Here is a 22687-nt window from a genome sequence, read left to right as displayed (position 1 = left end):
GAGCAGGGTCTTTGGGATTAACTCTGTTCCGTCCCCTCGTCGTCGATCTGACGTCGGGCCTTCGGCTTGTGAACAGACTGCTCAAGCTGGTCGACCCAGCCAGCCGGCACGTGCCCGGGGCGGCGTTCTGACCACCCGGTAATCGGAATGTCGAGGATTGCTGGATTGCCAAGGCCCATGATCAGCGTCCTCGAAACCAATGTACCCCTGTGGTTTCGCACGCCAAGCTCGGTTTCGAACATGTAGGGATCGAGCACCCGCTCCTTCTCACGCACGAGTACAGCCTTGCCGGTCTTGGCATTGAACTCTGAGGGGCTTGGACGCAAAATCGTGCGGTCGCCGATGAGCACGCTGATCCGGTCCGCGGTGTCGCCTGCGTCAAGCTGATGGATGGCCTTGATACGGAATCGGGCGAGCAGCACCTGGGCGAGTTCGGTGCCGTAAACTTTGACCAGATGCGCGATATCCTGCACACCGCCGATGGTGACAAGGCCGAGTTCGCGACCAATGTTCAAGGCATTGGGAAGGCGGGTGATGACGCCCAGCTCCGGAAGCTCATCCAAGCAAAGCACGAGTTTGCCCCCACGATTACGATCTCGATCCGGACTCATGGCAAGGCCCAGCAGCCGATCGATCAGAAACCCGCCAAGTGCCGTGGAGAGATAGGCGTATTCCGAGGATCGCTGCAGGACGATGGTGCCGGGCAGCTTTCCTTTCCGGTTTACCCAGAGACGCAAGCTGAAACGACGGGCTGGTGGGACCTGCGCCCAGGCCTGGGCCAGCGGCAGGATAATGGTGGTCGCCGCAATCCAGATCGTGATCAACAAGCTCATGGTGGTGCGGTTTTCTTCAGGATCCTGGCTGCCGAAGATCAGCCGGCTGGCATTGATCGAGCCCAGTTCCTCCAGTCTGAGCTTCATCTGCCCGCCGGGCACCAGCAGGGTGTGGGCAAGCTCGCCCCAACTCCATTTCCCTTTTTGGTCCTTTGCCAAGCCCCAGGTCAGATCGCCCGTGATCGATCCGCCGCCCTTGCCCCACATGCGGTCGTCGCCATCCTCATCCACCATTCGCTTGCCGAATTCGTAAGCGTGATGGTGGTTCCTGATGTCGGCAGCAATGTCGTAAGCCCAACTGCGGGCGTCGTGCGGCGCGACAAGAATAAAGTCGTCAACGGGCAACCCGGCTGTCATGTCGCCCTTGACGTCATGAATGAAAACCCTGTCGCCACGGCCGACAAACTGCTCGATCAGGGCGCGGAAGTGCGAAGTCTTGCCTGATCCCTGCGTGCCGAGCCCGAGGAGATTGTAGCTTTCAAGTGCAGGCGTCAGCTGCACATGGGGTGCGACCCACAATCCGTCCCTGGCCGGTTTACCCGTTTTCCTGATCTCTGAACGCAGGCTGTTGCGCGCGTCAAGATCGTATACCGGGCGCCTGCCCTTGACGGTGCGATCCAGTTCCCGCTTTGGCGTCGTTGCATCAATGGAGCGCATAGCCATGGCGAAAGCGATGATTCCGGCCACTGCTAAAGCGGCAAAGTAATAGCGCATCCTTGGAGCGTTGAAGGCTGCTTCCAGCAGGTCAGTCACGGGGGCGAGGCGACAGTCGATCCATTCTACGCCGATCAATTCGTCAACTGCGGCATCGCAAGAGGCGCCCGATAAGGCGCCGATGACCACGGTAGAGATAGTAACGCGGTCGAATGGGATGAGCTGTTTGTCGAGCTCAATCATCGTAGGGTTTGGGTGTAAAAGCAGCGTCAGCAAGGACAGAGCCATGGCGATCACCATGGCTGAGAAGGCGCCGAGAAGAGCCGGAGCCGAGGATTTGGAGGTGTACATATCAGTCTCCTGAATGCGGTTACGACAGAATGCCGATAGCCATGAATAGAACGAGGGCTGCAGCCAGCCCCAAAAACGAAGCAACAGACACTTCGCCAATCCAATGCCAGGGTTCGGGACGGCGGCGATCGGCCCACCCCTTGATGGTCCCGGGCAATGCCGTGTGGTCGGAGGGCGGCGCCATAGCGCCGCCTTCCTCTTCCGTGAGCTCAAGTGCCTGCAGCAATCCCCGCAGGCCCTGGGGGCCGAGGCCTGCAAGGCGCGTGGGGTCAAAACTGGCGAGATCACGTTTGATCTCACTGGCCAGGTGCCCCACCAAAGCTGTTTCGGCTTTGGCGCGCTCGATCCGGGCGGCCGCGGCATCGGCCTCGAACTGGTTGCGGCGCTTAGGCATCGTCGCCCTCCTGGTTCCAGGGCAAGACACGGTCCAGTTCTGCAAAGAAGGTGCCCGCCCAGGCGGCGACATCACCGCGGGAGATCTTGGCCTCCGGGTGAGGCAAGCCGGTGAGCGCCATGACTTTTCCGATCGGCATGCCCGCCACGTGGATGAGGCGGGAATTGCCAGCCTCGAACAGGCGCCACGACCCAGCCTCGACGGCCGGCATGGTCAGAACCGAGGCGGACGATTTGAGCGGCTCGATGACTTCGCGATAGGCCAGGGCCGTATCGGAAGCGGGATGAAGCGCTTCGAAGGATCCATCGCGCGCGTTTTCGATCAGGACCAGATGGGCATTTGTGAAAGCCTTGCCCAAAAGTTCGGCGGTCTTGCCGGCCTGGCGAATACCTTCGGCTTCCGCCACGAACGGCACGACGATGACCGTCTTAAAACCCCAGGCAGCAAGGTCTTCCTCAAGATCGACGAGACCGCTCCAATGCGCCAGACGCTGCGCCTGGTTGGCGCCGACATCGACGAGGATGCTGGCATTGGCTTTCGCGCCTTTCTGGAGGAAGCCGTAAAGCGGGGTGAAGCTGCGCGCCTCTGCAGCCGGGTCGCGGCGGGCATTTCCGGGCACCGCATCGATGGTCAGAACCTTGCGGCCGAGGGCCTTGCTCAGACGAGCCTGATTGTCGATCTGGGCGACGCCAATCGGGATCTGGCAGAGATGCGCATAGTCAGCGATCGCGAGGCCGGTCAGTGACTTGCCCTGGCCACCCTTTTCGTTGGCGATGATAACGATGAGCGGCGCGGTGCCGCTCATCAGGGTGTTGGTAAGATGTTTCATTCGACTTCTCCTTAGGGGGCACTGCCACCCCGATGGAAAAATCCTGCGGCGAAACACCCGCGCTCGGCTTTGGGATTAACTCGGATTGCGTGAAGGGGTGATAATTTCCGTCATCCTCGAGCTACGCACGCGCGCCGCGACTTTGGAGAGGCCCAATGTTTCCTCGCATTTGGCAAGAGCGTCAGCGAGATAGTGGTAGCAGCCATCCTCATGGGTTTCTGGCGGGCCACGACGCACGGTCGCGATTGCCTTCTCGATCTCGTTGGCATCCTCGATGGTCACAGTGATCGGATTGCCACGCAGCACGCGCCCGATCTTGCACCCCGTGTCGAACGCCTGGCGCATGGTGAGCAAGTGGCCTTGGATCTGCGAGGGGTTCAGGCCACCGGCAATGGCCACCTGCATCAAGTCGATCGCCGACTGACGCTCGAGGTGCGCATTGGCAATGTCGCGCCCATCCGCCTCGGCAACGGGCGTATCGTCATCGCTGGTGCTCCAGCGATACATTGCGGTTTCGCGCGCCACGGCCCGCCCTGCATGCTTTTCGAAAGCCCGGATCTGCGCCACATTGTGTTGGCTGATCGCTTCCCCGCTCATGCCGGTGTCGAGCTTTTCCTGTGTCTCGATCGTGGCTGCCCGAGCTACATCACCCGGTTCTTTGGCGTTGAAAAAGTCCCGCACCTTGCGGCGACCGCGATCGATCCAGCCATCGAATACCTTAAGCTTCTTGTCGACCATGGCCTTGCCGTGGTGAGATTTTGCCCCTGCCAGCGTCGTGGACGCCGCAGCCCCGGCGCTGGTATGGCTCTGATGATGTTGCTCGGGATTTTCCCAATGCTCAAGCTTGGTTTGCGAGGCCAGCAGGCGGAAGGCGTTGACCTCCAGAGCCACCTTGGCCACCTTGACGGCAACCGTGTCATTGGGGCGGTGACGGTTGCCCTTTTTCCGTTCGTCGTTGGCAATCACCTCAACGGTAATGGGCAGGCCCGCGCGGAAAGCCTGCTCTACATCGGGCGGGACATAGATATGAAGTGCCTCGAAATAGTCAGCATCAGTCTTCATCATCATCGCGGCCCGTCCGAGCTGCTTGATCTCGTCCACCATGACCTTGGCCGCTTCGAGTCCTTCCCACTGCGAGCGCCAGTCATAAAGGACGAACGGGCCGCGCGTTGCATATTTGGTCAATGCGGCAGTGCACATGTCGAGGCTGGGGCGCTCGGGGTAGGCACAGGAGGTGCTTTCGGCGTTGGGGGTAATGCTGTCAGGCATTTGCCATCTCCGGTTTGAACTATTGGCAGGGGAATTCCTGCCTGTCGCTATTCCTGAGGGCGGCCAGGAGTTCAGTCTTTGGGATTAACTCACATCAGCTCAGTCCCTGCCTTAGCGCGGGACAAAGCCGGCTCCCGGCCGTGCGGATGCGGAGGCCATGGCCAGCTTTTCCTGCGGCCCGCAGCGCTGCCGGGAGGTCGTCTACATCAGTGGCGTGTGCCCAGATCTTCGAAGGGAAAGCCAGCGGCGACAGTGCTGCGAATTTCGGCGGCATTGAAGGCCGTGAGGGGATCAGGAAGGCGCTGCATCAGCGACCTGATGTTGCGGCGATGCTGAACCTCGAAATCGGACCGGTGAATATCGGCGAGCTGGTGCCGACGTAATTGCACCAAAGCTGAGGTCACCTCGGACCCGATGGCGCCATGGCGCATGCTGACACACCGCCCCTTATGGTCCTGAGTCACGAGCACAAGCGGAATTCGGCCGTCATCGATCAGGGGGAGATGCCGGTGTGGGGGATCCTCGAGCCCGATATGGAACGGGGTGTCGACCGCAAGCAAATCATTCTCAGTTTCACCGGTCTTCCACCGCCAGGCCAAGAGGGCCGAAACACCTTCGGTAAGCAAAGCCACCTCGATCGCCCCATACTCGAGGATATTGCGATCAGCATAGTGCTCACGGCGTGGCAGTTGATTGACCAGCATTGCTACGCTGTGGCCATCGAGCACAAAGCTGGCGCCGGATGTGGCGAAGGTTCCGAACGGGGTGTAGCGACCAACCGAGAGGACAGTGCCGTATTCATTGCTACGCATAACTCAACTCCAATCACTCAGACTTGGACAGATTTACGTGCCGCCTGATGTCGGGTTGATATAAAGAAAAGTCAGATATAGAGTCAATCAGATATCGGATATCATGGCTGCATTGGGCCTCTGTTCCTCAAGTCATGCTGAACGCATGGTTAAAAATCGGACCCGCCGAAAACTTCTCCCGCTACCACGATCCGATCGATACTAAGAACTGTGGCTTGCGGAATGACAGTTTCGATGCTCGGAGAAAGCTGGCGCACGACAATTTCGTCCGGAGTGCGACGCAGCAATTGGCGAACATAGGCAAGCTGTACCGGCGTTCGGCCGACGCGGCTCGCGACACGCACGACAACATAGTCTTTCGCCCGTACGTCATTGCCCTGAGCGGCATAAACATAGTCGCCCGCTTCGTAGCGGGGCGCCATTGTTGCATCGGCTATGGCAAGCGCGTACCAGTCTCGCACTGCGAAGTGCGGCCCCTGCACCATTTGGGCCGCAGGGTTTCTGATAACCGCCGCTCCATCTGATCGGCCTTCGGAGCGAAATAGCGGAATTGCTGGAGTTTTGGTCCAACCTACAGTGCGCCTTGCCTCGGCTATCGGTTCGATCCGGCTTGACTGCTCAAGGCTGAAATCATCGAACGCCCGCGCAATCGCCTCCATATCTTCGGCTGATTGTTCAGATCCTTCCGCACTCGATGGAGGAAGCAAGCCTCCGGCACCAAGCAGCGCCATTTCCTCCTTGGTCGGTGGTATTCCAAAACGCAGATATTGAGGTGTGGTCAGGAGTGCGTGGGCCAGTCGAACGTAGTTCCTGTCCCGGAGTTTGACCTTTCTCCCGACAATGATGTCGGAGATAAAAGCCCTGTTGAACCGTCCCCGGCGAGCCACCTCGGCCTGGGATATCCCCAAGTCCTCCATGCGCTGCTCGACCCGTTGGGCGATCGCAGTCTTCTCTGTCTTCGGTTGATCCGACATCGACATACTCCTTTTAAACGACAATATACGACATCGTAGTCAGACTCAACTTTGTCGGGTGCTGCGTGGGGTCTCTCCGATTTAAACTCAGGAGAAGGAAGGGAGGTTGACAGGTGGTGTGGTGACGGGTGCAGCATCGCAAATCGTCACCATGATCAGGAAGGCCGCAGCGCGTTCCTGCGCAAGGGCGGATGCTCAAGAGCCCAAACCACGAAAATCGTCGAAACCGTCCTCGCAAGGGAAGGCGGCCCGCTTTCGTCTGTCTTCTATTTCTCACAGCATCACCGCCGAGGCTCGGTGCCGGCAGAGCTTGGATGTCCGGCTCGATCTCGAAGGCAAGGCCAAGAGGCTGGCCGACTGGTGCTGAGCCATTCTGCCCCATCCTATCGGCCAGGTTTGTGACGCCGTCCTCGAGTGAGAGGGCGGCGCTTTCCCCGTGACGGGTTGAGAGGTCGGGAGAGGTTGCCCGCTTCCGGTCGCGGAGAAATTTCATGTCCAAGTCTGCGAAGAAAAACCTGCGGATCGGCCGGAAAGAGCGGGGTGGCCCGACCCGAAGTCACAATTATGATCCGGCCAACAATTCGAGTGGCTGATGGTGCTCGCTCTTTCGTCATCAGTCCTGGTATCGGCTTCTTGCCGCAACCGAGGGACTGTCGCCCCTCATTCGTCTCGCCGAACCCTTGCAGAGCGGCGCATGAAAGCAATGAGCTTGTCGCGATCGGACGATTTGCCATCGCCATCGACCGGCTTAGTCTTGTTCTGCTTAGCAGGTTTCAGAGTGAGGGTTGGCGATGCCGTCACGACCGACTCGCTCACAGCTTCCTCGGGCTTGGTCATCCCTGCCACTGTGCTACGTTTCCGGCCAAGTTCTTGCGGCTCGGCCAGACGAGCTTGAGCCGTGGCCTGCGCCGGGGCACCAACATCCGACGACTGTAGCTTGCGCCACACAAGGGAGGACAGGTGCCCCCGCGAGAGGGGGCGCCCGTCTGGCCTTGTGACGCCGGCCTGGAACAGGAGGTCGATGATGTCTGTCCATTCCAGGCCGCGTGCCCGAGCTAGGTCGAACCAGGCAAGGTGGTCGTCGATGACCTTGGCCAGCTTCAGTCGGCGGGTTTCGCCAATGCGCAGGTCGTCCGCAAGGGCCTTGGCGCCTGTCGCCAGCTCTTCGTCGCTCAAGATCGTACGCCTTGCCACCTTTTACTATCCTCTCAGCCCGCCTAATCAGCCTCTCATCCCCATTGTAGCACGCTGAAGCAAAATGAAGCATCTTGACGCAATACAAATCATATCGAAGCAAATTGAAGAACGCACACCTGTGCACCAGCAAAGCTAATTTCCGATGGGCTTTTGCCAGACTCTCGAAATTTGAAACGCCTGCCTCTCCGATGTCGCAGTCCAACGTGCTACGCACGAGGTTTGAAAAGCACGCTCTGCCCCGATCTCTCGTTGTTCGATTACTGATTTGTTTTAGCACCGTTAACAGTCGTTCCAACGAACCTCCAACTTAGCCCGTCAAACTCGTAGCGTGAAAAACGTTGAATTTGCTGCAGCGTGCCAGATTGGGTCGCGAAGAAAGTTGGTACCGGCCACCGTCGCGGATTGTCGATGAGAAGGGAGGAGCCATCGCTTTGCATAGATAAACCGAAGTGGTCCAGAATAGTCGACGCAATATCTACGAGACTTGCTAACTCGGTTGATACCTTAAACATCGTCGAATTTGGCCGTTTCACAAGCAATAGAGGCTGGGCAATGCACCGAACCTGTTGATCTGACCAGTTCTCCGTCTCGTCGGCATGACGATCAGCATCCAATACTGATTCGTCAAAAGCCTGAGCCTTGTCCCAAGCCGGGCAAGCCCAAGTATAGGATGAACCATGGTCGCCGTGAACCAGGATAAGGGCATTGTCAAACCGCGACAGCGACTTAATTGTTTGAAGGACACGGTTGAGTTGGAACATTGCACAGGCGAATTGATCATCAATGCGTTGTTGTTGTGATTTCTCCGCCTCCCGCCCCTCGGGCGCAAATCGACAGTCTGGGTCGAATACATGGGGATCGTGCGGCAGCATAACGTGCAGATATGTGTAGCGCCCGCTATCGCCCAAACGCGGCTCGGTTCGTATGAAGTCATCCACCGTCTGGATCGTCTGCGCCTGAATATTTCGCCGCCAGACTGGCTCCTCGCCTTTGAGGAGGGTTTCAATCCAGCTTGAGACCGAAAAGCCAAGTTCCCAACCGGGCCGCCCTGAATCCTCGGAGCCGAGGGTCAGCATCCAGCTGCGGACTGATGGGGGCATCGTTTTTTGAAAGGCAAGGTCGATCAAACTGAAGCTTTCGAAACCGGGTCTTGTATTGGTGAAATGATCCTGGGTTGCCTCGCATACGATGGCATCGGGGCTGCAGAAGGAGTTGTAGAAAGGGTATTGGGTCAGCTGTATTCCGGCATCGCTGAGCGACTTGAGAAGGCCGTTCGAAAATGCGGCATCCCCCCACTCCACCAAGTCGGCACCATGAAGCGTTCCGCTGAAGACTGCCCGCATCGACAGATCAGTGGTCCCGTAATGCGTGAAAGCGCGCGGATAAAAGGTGAAGCCGGCTAACTGGTCTGCATATTTGTTCAGCTGGCTTTCCAGAAACTGCTCGGAAAAGGCGTCGAGAACGATGTGATAAACATTTGCCTGTGCTGATACTGGTGCTGGAAAGTCACGTTCGACCTGTGCCCCTACATCGCGTGGGGTGAGTGTCGTCAGAAGCGTTGCCATCTGGCTCGCCGTAACCGCAAAGTTCATCAGGCCGAACAGACATGCTGCCCTGAGCATCAATGTTCTGGGTAGGCGGAGAAAGAGAACAGCCGCCATCGCGAGGCTGCCAAGTTCAATCGCTATTCCGGCCGGCCGCCATGAAGCATCGGTGGGGCCGAGTGTCGAAAAGACCACGTTCCAGGTGATAATCGCAGCAGATAGGGCTGCCATAGTGGCCAATATTGCGCCTGCGATACCGGGAAATGCGATAAGCACCGCATATGATGCGGCAGAGATCGCCAGGAAGCACCAGACGAACGGCAACAGGTCCGAAGGCGAAAAGGCGATTTCCGCGCTGTTAGCGTTCGCGATCTCGGCCGGAAAGCCGAGAAAAAGGATGCTCGGCAACAACAGAGCGGCGCCCGCAACCAGGAGATGATTGCGGGCCATTCAACGCGCCTGCAGAGCGTATATCGTCCGGCCGGTTGCGCTGACCACTTCGCGCCCTACGATACTGCCGACCTGGTTGAGCGCGGCTACAAAGGCATCCTCGCTATAGGACGCGAAGATGTCTTCACGCAGGGCCAGCATTTTTTGGACAGTCGGGTCCGATTTGGGGACAAACTCGATAATCGCGCGGGGAGCCAGTTTGGTAATCCAGTGGACGACCTGATCGATCGGCACATTATGCGCGATGGCTAGATGATGCTCGAAGGCCAAGGCCAACACCGTATCGGCTTTGAACCGCGTGGAGAACGCATCGCGCTCTGCTTCGCGCCAACCTTGGGCAGGCGAGGGGTTTCTGGCATCAAGAAAAAGCGGAAGAAAATTGAGACCGCTTGTCAATGCGCGCTGGTAGGCGATGTCGAGCGTCTGCTGATCGAAATCAAAGCCGACCACGGAAGATGCCCCTGCCTCCAGCGCCGCAACGCTATAGTCACCGGTATTGCATCCGAGGTCTATCACGGTGCCGCCGTCGGCTTCGCCGATAAATTTCTTAACGAAACGCTTCTTGGCTGCCATTTCCTCGGAATCGTAAGTCGCCGTCGCCGCATAGTTGGCCCAGGTCGTAGCTGTCTGGTTCGCCGGATTGAGCGAGCCAATCCAAGCGCGGAGCTGGCGGAGCATGGCTAGGAGGCCGGCCTTGGGCAGGCTTCTGCTGCTGAGGTCTACCGGGACATCTCTTTCGCTTTGGGTCCGCTTCTGGAAATGAGCTGGCAAAACGATGTTACTGAGTACTCGCCACGATAGCCTGCGGTGCCAGGGCAGAAGCCGGGAGAAATCAGACAGCGGAATTCCTTCCAGATTTCCCCGATACCAGGCGTTGTGTGCGATGTCGAAATAGCTCCGAAGCAGGAGCGGGTTGAGAAATTGCTCGCAAAATTGCCGATGCCCCGTCCAAAACTCACCCTCGCTGTAGGGCCGAATGGACAGGTGATCGATGAAGATTGGGCGCACGCCGACAAATTGTACATTGTAGGCCGAGGCATCTGACAGAGTGAAGCCCTGTTCCAGAAGGTCCATATGGAAATCGAGGTGAAATAGCGCTGCGGCCTTCAGCAGAGAAAAAGACCATTCATAGGGCATGGACAGCAAGTCGAGACGCGGATGCTCGAGCACGACTCCGATATTATCTTCGAAATCCAGCCCCTCGGCATTAACCTCGGAGAAGTCCACCAATCTCCCTTCTGCCACCATCTGGCGCAGTAGGCCGTGAGAGCGAGAGAAATAGTCGAGACCGGTGGGCGTTACGACCCGAAGAATGCGTCCATCCGAGCTGTAAATGTGGCCAGACGGATCGCGAAACGAAGCGGCGAGTGGTTTCAATTCTTACCCTGGCCTCGTGCCCGCTTTAACAGGAACGAGAATTTGTCGCGCAGCTGACGCCAATACATGGACAGAGTGGCCCCAGCGACCGCCACCGCGCCGATAATAGCCTGGAGCAACATGCTGCCGGTACCTGGATCAAGGTAAGCATGGGCGGGGGTGGCGAATGCGGTGAGCAATATCGAGGTTATGAATAGTATTTTCGGCATCGGGGCACCGTTCAGTTCAGGCATTCAATGGTCAAGCATCGTATTATAACACATTGATGAATTTTGCCACCTCACGTCATCTGCCATTCAACAGCTTTGGATGCTACGCGCCGTCTGCGGCCCGTATAGCGCTGTTCGACATCCCAACTGGGATGGTAGCGCATCTCCCACTGACGTTCTTCAGTCGAACGTCTTGATCGCGCGCGCGGGGTTCCCCACCACCAAGGTTCTTTCCGGCACGGATTTGGTCACAACGGACCCCATGCCAATAACTGCCCCATGGCCTATGCTGATCGGTTCGCTGGGAGTGCCCTGAATAATCATGGCGCCCGTACCAATGTACACGTCGTCGCCGATGATCACGTTGCCATTTACGCTGACGCGTGGGGCAAATGTTACATAGTCTCCCACGACGCAATCATGCGCGACATAGGAATAAAGATTCGCCTGAAACGACCTTCCGACTTTGATGTTGGAGGTGAGTATAACCTGGTCGCAGATAATGGCGCCTGCGCCGATTTCCACGTCGTCCATCACCCTTGAACTTGCTGATTGAACGCTTGCCAGTGTGAGCCCCGCGCTGACGCATCTTTCTTCGATCTTGCGCCTTACGGCCCCGTCTCCAATAGCCACGACCACCTTTCGATGCTTGTGGTTTTCAGATTTTAGGGCTTCGAAATCTATGACGGCATAGCCATTCACCTCCGGAGGGGTGACGTCAGCGTCGTCGACGAAAACGATGTCCGCGCCAATTGCAACAGGGGTAGCTTGCGCCTTCTGACGCAAATTCATGGCGACTACGGGCGCGACTTCCCTTGCAAAGCCGCCGGTTCCGTATATGGCGAAGGCCATTGCAATCTCCTGCTGGTTGTTGTCACTAACCCCGTTGGGCCCGGAGAGTAAGATGGAAAAGCCTCGCGCTTGCAAGACCGTTTCAGACTTGAAGCTGGGTGAAAAGATTCGCCGCGACTATGTCATATCGGATGCAGACGTGTTGGCATTTGGCCAGCTTTCGGGCGACTTCAATCCGGTGCATTTCGACGATGATTATGCGGCGAGCACGATTTTCGGCCGCCGGATTGCCCATGGCATGATCTCCGTCGCAAAGTTCTCTGGCATCTTTGGAATGGATATGCCCGGCCTTGGCACGCTTTGGTTGGATCAAACGGTCAAGTTCCTCAAGCCGGTGTTTATCGGCGAAAAATACACCGCGATAGCTGAAGTGGTGGCACTCGATCGCCGGCAGGCGACGATAGCGACGTGGGTGGAAGACCAAGCAGGCGGCCGCCTGATCGAGGGGGAGGGGGTGGTCATCCCCATAACCGAACAGGCAAAACGGCGACTTTCTGGCGTACAGGCCCATTTACATGATTCACGCTCATAGCTGTCGAACACGAGTTACGGCATACCTTGTTATGGCCGCAGAGCGACTTGCAGGGCCGATCGATAGGGGTTGAAACAAGGGTCAATATTCGCTAGTCACTGCGCCACCCCGAGTGGCAGCTTCCACACCGCTCTCTTCGTAGGTTCATCAGAAGCCGTAGCAAATAGAGGCGCGGGGACAAGTCAGTGGAAAATTAGTTCTTTAAGGCCGCTATATGCACAAGAAGGCACTGATTACGGGCATTACTGGCCAAGATGGTAGCTACCTGGCGGAGTTGCTTCTGTGCAAGGGTTACGAGGTGCATGGTCTCAAGAGACGCAGTTCATCGTTCAACACTGCCAGAATCGATCACCTCTATAAAGACCCGCACGACAACGGGGCGGAGCTATTCCTTCATCACGGTGATCTCTCAGACGCGACCAATCTAATCCGGATTGTCCAATCGGTGCAGCCGGATGAGATCTATAATCTGGGTGCAATGAGCCATGTTCACGTGTCGTTCGAGACGCCGGAGCTAACCGGCAATGTAGACGGTTTAGGAACGCTGCGCTTGCTCGAGGCGCTGCGGATTTTGGAGGCTCAGCGCTCCACGAAATTCTACAATGCGGCAACGTCCGAACTCTACGGCAAGGTTGCCGAGGTGCCGCAATCGGAAACGACTCCCTTCTATCCTCGCAGCCCATATGGCGTTGCCAAGCTCTATTCCTATTGGATCGTGAATAATTATCGCGAAGCGTACGGGATGTTTGGCTGCAACGGTATTCTGTTCAATCACGAAAGCCCGCGCCGGGGCGAGACATTCGTTACCCGAAAGATTACGCGCGGTGTCGCTGAGATCGTGATCGGCCGGCGGCAAGAGCTGTACCTTGGGAATCTGAATTCGGAACGCGACTGGGGGCATGCCCGTGACTACGTCCGCGGCATGTGGATGATGCTTCAACAAGACACCCCGGACGATTTCGTGCTTGCGACCGGCCAAACTCGCAGTGTGCGTGAGTTCATCATCGCCGCATTTCGGCACGTTGGCATTTCAGTGGTATTCAGCGGAATTGGCGTCGAAGAACGCGGCGTTATCGATGCGGTGGACATAGATCGACTGGCGACCTTCATCGACGCCGATGATGAGAATGTTCAGCCCAGCGTGGGACAGACCGTCATCCGCATTGATCCCTACTATTTCCGTCCCACGGAGGTCGATCTGCTTTTGGGCGATGCCTCCAAGGCCAAAAAGCTACTGGGCTGGGAGCCGAATTACAGCTTCGATACTCTGGTTGCGGAAATGGTGAGCTGCGATATCGCCGAGTTGCGCAATGGCGAAATGGTCGACTACGCCGACTGGCGCAACGCATGGGCGTGACGCCGGCCGCCGATTGCGCTTTCTAAGTTGCCGTGTGGACCCGATGTCCGAACTGAACTGGCGTGTCCGATGACCAAGACTATTGCATGGATCACCGCAACCCTGGATCAGGTTGGCGGCGGTGAGCGGTTGATACAAGAAGGTGCCCTTTACTATCGGAGCCTAGGTTATCGCGTATTGCTGATAACATGGTCCTACAGTGCCGAGGCAACCTTCGACGGCGAGTATGAGGAACGGGACGTCATCGTCATAGGCGACGGGGGCGAGGGGAAAAGTGCCGCCCGTGCGTTTAAGAGGCTGCGGGACGTGCCCAAGCTGCGGCGCGTTCTGAAAGAAAATAACGTCGACCTGGTCTTTGTTCAGAGCGAATATGATGTAGCTCTGGCTTATATGGCGACCCGTTTCAGCGCCATTCCCTATCGTTTCCTCATCTTTGGCCAGATGTTCCAGTTTCCGGAGGACTACGCCAAATATTCGCTGGTGTTTCGCCGGCACCTTCGGGAGATCGTGGAATCTTGCGAGGGATATCGCATCACGACCTCCCTAGTCGCCCCAAAGCTCAGCTTTGTAAATCGATGGGCGCTGGAGTTCATCTGCATCGTGCGCTTCCTCGCTGTGCGGTCTGCGCAGCGCCGCTTCGTGTTTACCCGGCAGATTGGATGGGAAACCAAACTCCTTTACGGCAAAGAAGCCACCATCGCCCATGGCGCGTACCGCCGTTACGTGGCCGATACGCCGGTGAAAAACGACGATGTCCTGCAAAAACTGGGTCTGACGAACAAGAAGTATATTCTTTCACTCAGCAGGCTGGCACCCAAGAAGCGCATTGAACTGATCATTAGAGCTTACGCGCAGTCCGGCATTGATGATTTGCTTCTGGTCGTGGGCGGTGGTGGATCGGAGCGGCAAAACCTCGAACAGGTCGCCGCTGCCTCGGGATGCGCAGATCGCATACGCTTTCTCGGTCGCGTGGCGGACGATGAGATGATGCCACTTAAGGCAGGCGCGAACCTTTTCGTCAGCATGGACATTGGCGATTATGACATTTCGCCACTTGAGGCCCTTGTCCTGGGAACGCCGATCATCCTGCCCCGGGAATTCGATGCCGACAGCCAATTGGGCGGAACACCTGGCGTTACTATTTGCGACGCACTGGAGGGCCCGGTTGCGGAGGCCATGCGTGAAGGTCGAGACGGTACCGTAATTGCATCCGCAAAGCTGTTGGATGAATATAGCTGGGAGTATTACTTTTCGGTCCTGGCCGAATGAGTATCGTACGGGCGTTCGCTGCAGATTTCAGTGTCTACGCCGCCTCGCGGATCATCGCAGCTACCGCCTGGGTGGCGACGGTCTGGGTCCTCACCTCCAACCTGGCTCCGAGCCAATATGCACAGTTCTGGCAAGTCTTCACCCTGGTTACGGGAACCGCGTCCCTAGCAACATCCTGGCTGGTGACGGCCCAAAGACGGTTTTACGCGCGCTTTGAAAAGAACAACGAGCTTCACTCCTATGTCGAAACATCGGTCGTTTCGGCGAAAATTTGTCTCGGATTGTCACTGGTGGTGTTCGTCATTTTCCTAGGTGCAAACTGGGCCTATGACTTGGTGGTACTCGACTTTACCCAGTGGATGGGCACCGCTATTGCCTTCGTACTCTGCATCATTTTCCTCATATATTGCGGGCACCTGATAGCGGCGCGAAAGCCGCGTCAGTACCTTCTGTTCAGCGCTGGTCAATCCATCCTGTTGCTGGCCGCGTTATATACGGCTCTGAACTTTGCCGGTGGCAACGGCGTGACGTGGTCCGTGGTCGTTTTTGCGGCGTCCTACGGTATATTCTTGCTTGTCGCCGGCTGGCATGAGCATGTGGCCGGCACCGACCTGTGGAGCCGGGTTGTCTTGCTGTGGAACGAGAGAGCACTAGGGTACTCGACCGAGTATCTCAGGTTCGGTCTTCCGCTGGTCCTGATGAATCTGGCGTTTTTACTGAGCAATCTTGGGACGCAAATCATCGTCCAGAATCTGCATAGCGCCAGCGCAGCAGGCATTTACGCGGCCTATTACGCGCCGATTGAGCGCATCGTCGGCTTCGTGACCGCCATCGCGGCGACAGCGCTCATTCCTTTGCTGGCCAATCATTGGGAACAGGGCCACCAGCGGCAAGCTCTACGATTTTTGGGATTGGTCATCCTGGCAACGACGACGGCAACCGGTGCCATCGCTGCGATTATCGTCATTGCCGGCGATGCTTTCGCCAGCAACATGGTTGGCACCGAGTATCTTTCTGGAGTCGAGCTAATCGCACCCACCGCCGTGTCATGCTTCCTGTTCGGAATCGCGTCGATCATTGCGGACGTGCTGATCATCAAGCGCAGAACCCTGCTTCTGGCTCTAATGTTTGTCGTCGCCGTGGTGATCGGACTGACCACGGCGGTTGTGATCGTACCGGAGCAGGCGGCGCTTGGCGGGGCCTACGCCCGTGTCGTTTCTAGTCTGGCTTCGGTGGTTCTGGTTGGCGGCGCTGCGGTATTTGTGGTTTGGCGGGACTTTTCAGTGAACAGACGCGGTCGCATGGGTTTGGGGAAGAGCTGAGATTGCCTTGCCGAGCGCTTGACATCAGAGTTCATTTGCAGCCAATGGTGGCACCTTCGCGACGGCCCTAACTCAGGGCAAAATGAATGGAAATATAGCTGTGCGCGTGCTTGTGTTGTGCGGTACCCGTCCGGAAGTCATAAAGATGGCGCCGGTTGTTATGGAGCTTAGGCAAACTCCAGGTATCGAGCCTATTCTGTGTTTCACGGGGCAACATCGTTCAATGGCCGAAATGGCCATGCAGGTATTCGGTCTTACGCCGGACATTGACTTGAATGTGATGAAGCATGGGCAGTCGCTTGAAGGATTGACAGCGTCTCTACTGAGCTCGCTAGGCGCCGTGCTTGAGGAAAAGAAACCCGACCTCATCCTGGTTCAGGGCGATACGACGTCGGCAATGGTCGGCGCCTTGGCAGGCTTTTATCGTAACATTAGGGTTGGCCACGTCGAAGCGGGTCTCAGGACCGGCAATATGAAGCACCCCTGGCCCGAGGAAGGCAATCGGCGTATCGTTGGTCTTTTGGCTTGGCGGCATTATACGCCAACCGACGTTGCGACCGGCAATCTGTTGCGCGAAGGGGTCGAAGCAAGCAGGATCGTCCAAACAGGAAACCCTGTCGTCGACGCGCTGCAATGGGTCAAGAAACGCATAGACGTCACCTCGGCAGATCAAGCGCGAATGATGGAAAAATTCGGCTCTTTGGGCGTGGGACATAAGATCGTTCTGGTGACGGGCCACCGGCGGGAGAGCTTCGGCGGCAACTTTGAATCGATTTGTCGCGCCATTCGCGAAATAGCATCAAGATCCGACACCACCGTCATCTACCCCGTCCACCTCAATCCCAATGTTCGTGAACCGGTCAATAGAATTCTGGGTGGGGTTCCGAACGTGCACCTGCTTGAGCCATTGGCCTATGACGAGTTTGTCTTTCTGATGGGGCGCGCCACCGTCATACTGACGGATTCCGGTGGTGTTCAGGAGGAAGCGCCGTCCCTTGGCAAGCCGGTGCTTGTGATGCGCGAGACGAGCGAGCGCCGCGAGGCCATCGACGCGGGCGTTGCCAAACTCGTCGGCACCAGCTTCGAGCAAATTGTGCGCGAGACGACGCTCTTGCTCGACGACCCTCAGGCCTATGCGGCCATGGCGCATGTCAGCAATCCGTTTGGCGACGGTAGCGCATCCAAGAAAATCGCAGAGGACCTTCTCCGAAATGCAGTCAATCCGTAACGTTGCCGTCATCGGTCTGGGTTATGTCGGCCTCCCCACGGCAGCGGTTCTTGCGCGTTCTGGTCTCACGGTGCTTGGAGTTGACGTCAATAAGGCCGTTGTCGATACGGTCAATGAGGGGCGGATCCACATCGCCGAGCACGACCTTGCTGGCATCGTCCAGCAGATGGTTCGGAACGGACAATTGCGCGCGAGCGTTGCGCCAGAGCCTGCCGATGTTTTCATGATTGCCGTGCCGACGCCGGTCAATCAAGACAACACCCCCAACATGACCCTGGTGGATGCGGCTTGCGCAGCGATTGCGCCGGTGTTGAAGAAAAATGACCTGGTCATCATTGAGTCTACCTCGACCGTCGGTACGACGGAGCGCGCCGCGCAATTATTCGCACAGGCGCGACCGGACCTGACTTTCCCATCGACCCACCCGGAAGCGTCCGACGTTCTGATGGCCTACTGCCCCGAACGCATCCTGCCCGGCGCAACGCTGAGGGAGCTTGTGGAAAACGCGCGCATTTTAGGTGGTCTGGACAAGCGAAGCGCATCGCGGGCCGAAGAACTCTATGCCCAATTCGTCAAGGGAGAGATGATCTTGTCCCACGCGCGGGTTGCCGAGATGTCCAAGTTGACGGAAAACGCCTTCAGGGACGTGAACATTGCCTTCGCCAACGAACTCTCCATGGTTTGCGAGGAGTTGGATATCAATGTCTGGTCGGTCATCGAAGCGGCCAATCTACATCCACGTGTCAACATTCTACAACCGGGCGCCGGTGTGGGCGGACACTGCATCCCAGTGGATCCGTGGTTCATCATCAATCGGGCGCCCGATACCGCCAAGGTGATGCGGGCGGCGCGCGTCGCAAACCATGAGAAGACCCATCGCGTTACAGTCAGGATTGCGGATGCGGCAGGAGACTCGAATAGCGCGATCGCGCTGCTTGGCTTATCTTACAAGCCGAACGTTGATGATCTGCGGGAAAGCCCTTCGCTCGAAATCTTAGAGGGCCTGCTCGGCCAGGGTTTTTCGCAAATTCTGGTCGTCGAGCCAAACATTGAAGCGCTCCCAACTGGCGATTACAACGGTCGCATCAGACTGGTTTCGCTCTCTGAAGCTCTGGCGCAGGCGAAGGTGGTCGCAATTCTGGTGAACCATGCAGGCTTCCGAGCGGAGATCGAGGCCATCCGCCAGCATCCGCTTGTCATTGATCCGGTAGGCGCGCTTCAATAACGCAATGCCAAAGGCGGCGAGGACCTCTCGCATCTCTTGCCAGAGTGGAAGGCCAGTTTAATGCAGACCAAGGTTATTCAGAGTGGCAATGAGGTAGTTGCGCACATCTACGACCTCAACGTGGTGGACGCGAAGAGCTTCCCTACGCCCCATGAATTTCCAATGCAATTTGGGGTGGGCTATTGTCCCCAGGAGTGGACGTCGCCAGCCCATATTCACAAGCCGGTCACGCGGCAGGTCGAGGGGACGGCGGAGTTCATTTTTTTGCTGTCGGGACAGCTGGACGTTGTTTTCTTCGATCAGCAGGAACTTGAAATTGGCCGCGAAACTCTCTCGGCGCAAATGGCACTGCTCCAGATGACAGGCGGGCACGAACTGACGTTTGCTGCTGGAACGCGCTATTTCGAAATCAAGCAAGGACCATATAGTGGCTTTGAAAACGACAAGTATCGTATTTTCCCGAAGAGCTGTCTTCCGCCGTCATAATCCCCTGACGCTGCATTCACCTGCTGCGTAAAGGAGCCAAGTCGTGCCTTATCCGGTAAATCAGCCACTCATTGATGGCAACGAACTAAACTATTTGAAGGAATGCATCGAAACTGGATGGATTTCCTCGGAAGGGCCATTTGTCGAGCGCTTCGAGCGGGACGTCGCTGCCTATGTGGGGAGGGCGCATAGTGTCGCTGTGACCAGTGGAACGGCGGCATTGCATCTCGCTTTTGACGCTTTGCGGCTGCCGCCCGGGTCGGAAGTGATCATGCCTGCCTTCACAATCATATCCTGTGCGAGCGCGCTGCCGGAATTAGGTCTTGTTCCGGTTTTCGTCGACGTCGATGAAAATACGTTCAACACTAATGTCGAGCTGATCGAAGCCGCAATCACTCCCAAAACAAAAGCCATTCTGGTTCCACACATTTATGGCTTGCCCGTCGACCTGGACCCGATACTGGACCTTGCGCGGCGCCATGGCTTGAAAGTCATTGAAGATGCGGCGGAAGCGATTGGGCAGACTTACTGGGGCAAGCAATGCGGTAGCTTCGGCGATATCAGCATATTTAGCTTTTACCCCAACAAGCACGTTACGACGGGCGAGGGCGGCATGATCCTCGCGGATGATCCCGAGATCATCGCGCGTATTCGCTTCATGCGGAACTTGGCCTTCGACAGCCAGCGACGCTATATCCATGCCGAGCTCGGCTGGAACTACCGCATGACCAATCTGCAGGCGGCCTTGGGTTGCGCGCAGATGGAGAAGCTGCCGCGAAATGTCGAATTGAAGCGCAAGATCGGTGCTGCCTACAACAACGCTCTCGGGGATGTCGAAGGTCTTCGTTTGCCGATTGCCCAAACGGACTTTGCGGAGAATATCTACTGGGTATACGCGGTTGTGCTGGAAGACACGATCAATGCCGATGCATCGCAAGTAATGGCGGCGCTCGGCAAACATGGGGTGGGCACGCGGCATTTCTTTTATCCACTGCATATGCAGCCGGCACTGATCAACCGATATCCAAGTTTGGCGACACAGCGTCTTCCCAACAGCGAAAAGCTCGCTGAACGTGGCTTCTACGTCCCGTCGGGGCTCGGTATGAATCTCAATGATATTCCCGAAATCAGCCAGATAATCAAAGATGTCATCCGAGAATTTTGATATTTACTCAGCCTATTATGATCTTCTCTACGAAGGGAAGAAATATGGAAAAGAAGCGCAGTTCATAGCCAAACTGCTCGAACGATACGGCGCTGGTGATAAGCATTTGCTTGAGTTGGGATGCGGGACGGGAATTCACGCAACTCATTTCGCGCAAATGGGTTTTACTGTGCACGGCATAGACCGGAGCCCCGAAATGCTTAGGGTTGCGGACGAGCGCTCCTCGCTGCTCGAGGATGACATCGCTTCGCGTCTGTCATTTGCAGTAGGAGACTTGCGCGATTTTTCCGCACCGAGCCGCTATGATCATGTGATTTCGCTGTTCGACGTCATGAGTTACCTGCCCGACAATGGGGCATTCAAGCAGGCTTTGTCCAATATCAAGTCGGTCCTGAAACCTGGCGGTCTGTTGGTCTTCGATTGCTGGTACGGGCCGGGGGTTTATACGCAGAAGCCTCATGTTCGCACGCGCCGCCTCATTGGTGAAAACGCGGAAATACTGAGGATCGCCGAGCCTGAGTTTCACTATGATCGAAATGTCATCGATGTGAACTACGACATCTTTGTTAAAGATAGGGCCACCGGCAGACTGCAGCAGTTTCAGGAACGCCATCCAATGCGGTGCTTCTTTGATGCCGAACTCGACGAGCTTCTGGGCCAGGCCGCGTTCTCGCGCGTCTTTGCGATGGAGTGGTTTACGGAAAAGGCGCCGTCTATTCAAACGTGGAGTGCGCTGTTTGGCTACAGGCTGGCGCAATAATAGGGTCCCGGCCCGCCGCAGCTAGGTCTGAGACGGCTGCTGCGCCTCTTTTAAAGCGCTGCAGCTGGATGCGCCGCCACTTGCAGCCCTTGCGGATCTATTAAGACCGTTGCTCAGCGCGGTTGGTTATCGCGCTTTATCGGCACATGCCAAAGCAACCAGGCCGCGACAAGAGGCACCGGCGAGAACTTTACTAGATCAATTATTAGCGCGAACATTTCTTTCTCTACGTAGAGCGCCTTTTCCAGAACGAAAAAAGCGAGCAGCGCCGCTCCCGCAGACGTCGTACTGCGCAAAGTAGTATTCACACCCCCAAGCAGCACGCCGATAATTATGGCAACGGCAGGAAAAGCAAAAATCGAAAAATTGGCATAGGAGTCGGTCAGGATAGACGAAGGTATATCGTCTATCTCCTTCCCAAGATAAAACGATGCGATATAGACCTTGGGGTTGGTTCGTAGTTCCTCCTTCATTTCAAGAAATTTTTCTTGATCAGCGAAATAGTAGTAGTATAGGCTGATCGGCTGCACCCAGAAACGCCCCCAACCAAAACCTCTCTCAAAAGCTGGCCGTGTAATCTGAGCCATTAGATCAAGGCCGTTTAGTCGTTCTTTCAATGGGCGCTCTATCTGCGCAGCGAGCACGTCTTCCACGGCCGGGTTTTGACCATCTGTAAGCATGCCACTCGCTTCAGCCTGCCGGAGTTGTTTCATGAGATCGGTTGCTTCGCCATCATCGAGAGATGACTTCGTCGCCTCATAGATGTCCCTGGTGGACAGCAGCGGATTGAGCGCTATGGGGGTCACATGACCCGACAGATAAATCTCGGTCCGAATATTCTCAGTTACTTTGAAACTGTATGCGGACAGTGCGGCAATGCCCCCGATAACAAGAGCAAGGTAAAATCGGTTCCATTTTTTCGGCCACGAATAGGCGACGGCTAGGCAGATACAGACGAAGAGAATGCCGCTTTGGAAGCGGTTATTGGACAGCACGAAGCTCGAATAAAGCAGAAACGTCGCGATCAACACGAAGGCGGCATATACGCGGGTGATACGCGGCATCGGCGTCAGAACTAAAAGGAACGCAAGCGCGCAAGTCAGAGTGACCGCGTTCTCCATAAATGACCGATGAATGATCAGGCCATAGAAGGGGATACGCATGCTCCGCTCTACCAGTCCGGCGAAACCAACTCGACGAAAAAATAAATCGTAAGAAAATGTGAAGTAACTGAAAGCGATAGCATATATCGCCACCCCGGTGATGAATAGAATGATTGGCAGGTGTGATTTTGACGAAGGTTTTGCCATCGGCGCTAAAAAGCGGCTGCTAACCTGGCTTGAAATATACAAACACGGAAGTATAAATAATAGAATGGAGCATGCAATAAGCCCTCCGTAAACGAATGGGTCGGCGTTTGTAGAGATGGCATGCAAGGTTGGGAATATAACGAGAAGTGGAACGCTGACTATAATATAGACGATAACACAAAGTTGATTGCCAATCACCGGAATCATGCTCCAACTTGATTTTATAGACATATTATGCACCTACAAGGTAGGTGCTATTTGACTAAGTATTGTATTATTCGTCACTTC

Annotated in this window: 21 protein-coding genes; 9 read left to right on the top strand and 12 right to left on the bottom strand. The window is 56.4% G+C overall.

Translation table 11 applies throughout. The annotated features are described in order from the left end of the window. Positions 1-17 precede the first annotated feature (17 nt). The 11 genes from J7557_RS20940 to J7557_RS20890 all read right to left on the bottom strand — a co-directional run bounded on the left by J7557_RS20940 (position 18) and on the right by J7557_RS20890 (position 11745). Entirely contained in the window at positions 18-1838 is a 1821-nt protein-coding gene (locus J7557_RS20940; protein WP_291422304.1) for a type IV secretion system DNA-binding domain-containing protein, read from the bottom strand. A 19-nt stretch (positions 1839-1857) separates the two neighbouring features. Further along, positions 1858-2232, bottom strand: coding sequence for a hypothetical protein (locus J7557_RS20935; RefSeq protein WP_291422302.1), 375 nt, complete (start codon positions 2230-2232; stop codon positions 1858-1860). Beyond that, positions 2225-3061 (bottom strand): hypothetical protein, encoded by an 837-nt coding sequence (locus tag J7557_RS20930; RefSeq protein WP_291422300.1) that lies wholly within the window; start codon positions 3059-3061, stop codon positions 2225-2227. Before J7557_RS20930 ends, J7557_RS20935 begins: the two co-directional genes overlap by 8 nt. 75 nt (positions 3062-3136) lie before the next feature. Beyond that, positions 3137-4330 (bottom strand): hypothetical protein, encoded by a 1194-nt coding sequence (locus J7557_RS20925; protein ID WP_291422298.1) that lies wholly within the window; start codon positions 4328-4330, stop codon positions 3137-3139. Positions 4331-4536: 206 nt separating this feature from the next. Beyond that, on the bottom strand, positions 4537-5142 hold the full coding sequence (locus tag J7557_RS20920; protein ID WP_291422296.1) for a hypothetical protein: 606 nt from the start codon (positions 5140-5142) through the stop codon (positions 4537-4539). A gap of 149 nt (positions 5143-5291) precedes the next feature. Continuing rightward, complete coding sequence (locus J7557_RS20915; RefSeq protein ID WP_291422294.1) at positions 5292-6116, bottom strand: LexA family transcriptional regulator; 825 nt, start codon at positions 6114-6116, stop codon at positions 5292-5294. Positions 6117-6776: 660 nt separating this feature from the next. Beyond that, positions 6777-7292, bottom strand: coding sequence for a hypothetical protein (locus tag J7557_RS20910; protein ID WP_291422292.1), 516 nt, complete (start codon positions 7290-7292; stop codon positions 6777-6779). 278 nt (positions 7293-7570) lie between these two features. Next, positions 7571-9307 carry a sulfatase-like hydrolase/transferase gene (locus J7557_RS20905; protein WP_291422290.1) on the bottom strand — a complete coding sequence of 579 codons (1737 nt, stop codon included), beginning with the start codon at positions 9305-9307 and terminating at the stop codon, positions 7571-7573. Next, the gene (locus J7557_RS20900; protein WP_291422288.1) at positions 9308-10684 is read right to left on the bottom strand and encodes a bifunctional 2-polyprenyl-6-hydroxyphenol methylase/3-demethylubiquinol 3-O-methyltransferase UbiG; all 1377 of its coding nucleotides are present in this window, start codon (positions 10682-10684) and stop codon (positions 9308-9310) included. Continuing rightward, complete coding sequence (locus J7557_RS20895) at positions 10681-10917, bottom strand: hypothetical protein (protein ID WP_291422286.1); 237 nt, start codon at positions 10915-10917, stop codon at positions 10681-10683. Before J7557_RS20895 ends, J7557_RS20900 begins: the two co-directional genes overlap by 4 nt. A 156-nt stretch (positions 10918-11073) precedes the next feature. Then, a complete protein-coding gene (locus tag J7557_RS20890; RefSeq protein WP_291422284.1) occupies positions 11074-11745 on the bottom strand; it encodes an acetyltransferase in 672 nt (223 codons plus the stop codon). Positions 11746-11797: 52 nt separating this feature from the next. Here J7557_RS20890 and J7557_RS20885 point away from each other — a divergent pair, with 52 nt between their 5' ends. From J7557_RS20885 to J7557_RS20845, 9 genes are all read left to right on the top strand, one after another. Continuing rightward, positions 11798-12277, top strand: a complete 480-nt coding sequence (locus tag J7557_RS20885) for a MaoC family dehydratase (protein ID WP_291422282.1) — start codon at positions 11798-11800, stop codon at positions 12275-12277. A 214-nt stretch (positions 12278-12491) separates the two neighbouring features. Next, positions 12492-13634, top strand: a complete 1143-nt coding sequence (gmd, locus tag J7557_RS20880; protein WP_291422280.1) for a GDP-mannose 4,6-dehydratase — start codon at positions 12492-12494, stop codon at positions 13632-13634. A 69-nt stretch (positions 13635-13703) separates the two neighbouring features. After that, positions 13704-14903 (top strand): glycosyltransferase family 4 protein, encoded by a 1200-nt coding sequence (locus J7557_RS20875; RefSeq protein ID WP_291422278.1) that lies wholly within the window; start codon positions 13704-13706, stop codon positions 14901-14903. Then, the gene (locus J7557_RS20870) at positions 14900-16225 is read left to right on the top strand and encodes an oligosaccharide flippase family protein (RefSeq protein ID WP_291422276.1); all 1326 of its coding nucleotides are present in this window, start codon (positions 14900-14902) and stop codon (positions 16223-16225) included. Before J7557_RS20875 ends, J7557_RS20870 begins: the two co-directional genes overlap by 4 nt. Before the next feature lie 82 nt (positions 16226-16307). Next, entirely contained in the window at positions 16308-17453 is a 1146-nt protein-coding gene (gene wecB, locus J7557_RS20865; protein ID WP_367272921.1) for a non-hydrolyzing UDP-N-acetylglucosamine 2-epimerase, read from the top strand. After that, complete coding sequence (gene wecC / locus J7557_RS20860; RefSeq protein WP_291422272.1) at positions 17437-18678, top strand: UDP-N-acetyl-D-mannosamine dehydrogenase; 1242 nt, start codon at positions 17437-17439, stop codon at positions 18676-18678. The genes wecB and wecC overlap by 17 nt, the downstream gene beginning before the upstream one ends. 60 nt (positions 18679-18738) lie before the next feature. Next, the gene (locus tag J7557_RS20855) at positions 18739-19164 is read left to right on the top strand and encodes a hypothetical protein (protein ID WP_291422270.1); all 426 of its coding nucleotides are present in this window, start codon (positions 18739-18741) and stop codon (positions 19162-19164) included. 43 nt (positions 19165-19207) lie between these two features. Further along, a complete protein-coding gene (locus J7557_RS20850) occupies positions 19208-20329 on the top strand; it encodes a DegT/DnrJ/EryC1/StrS aminotransferase family protein (protein WP_291422268.1) in 1122 nt (373 codons plus the stop codon). After that, positions 20310-21089 carry a class I SAM-dependent methyltransferase gene (locus tag J7557_RS20845; RefSeq protein WP_291422266.1) on the top strand — a complete coding sequence of 260 codons (780 nt, stop codon included), beginning with the start codon at positions 20310-20312 and terminating at the stop codon, positions 21087-21089. Before J7557_RS20850 ends, J7557_RS20845 begins: the two co-directional genes overlap by 20 nt. A gap of 113 nt (positions 21090-21202) precedes the next feature. Here the strand turns inward: J7557_RS20845 and J7557_RS20840 are convergent, their stop codons facing one another. Beyond that, on the bottom strand, positions 21203-22630 hold the full coding sequence (locus tag J7557_RS20840) for a hypothetical protein (RefSeq protein ID WP_291422265.1): 1428 nt from the start codon (positions 22628-22630) through the stop codon (positions 21203-21205). Positions 22631-22687: the final 57 nt, after the last annotated feature.

This window comes from Devosia sp., assembly GCF_017744655.1.
In the GTDB taxonomy this organism is placed as follows: Bacteria; Pseudomonadota; Alphaproteobacteria; order Rhizobiales; family Devosiaceae; genus Devosia.
This window is presented reverse-complemented; position numbering and strand designations above follow the sequence as displayed.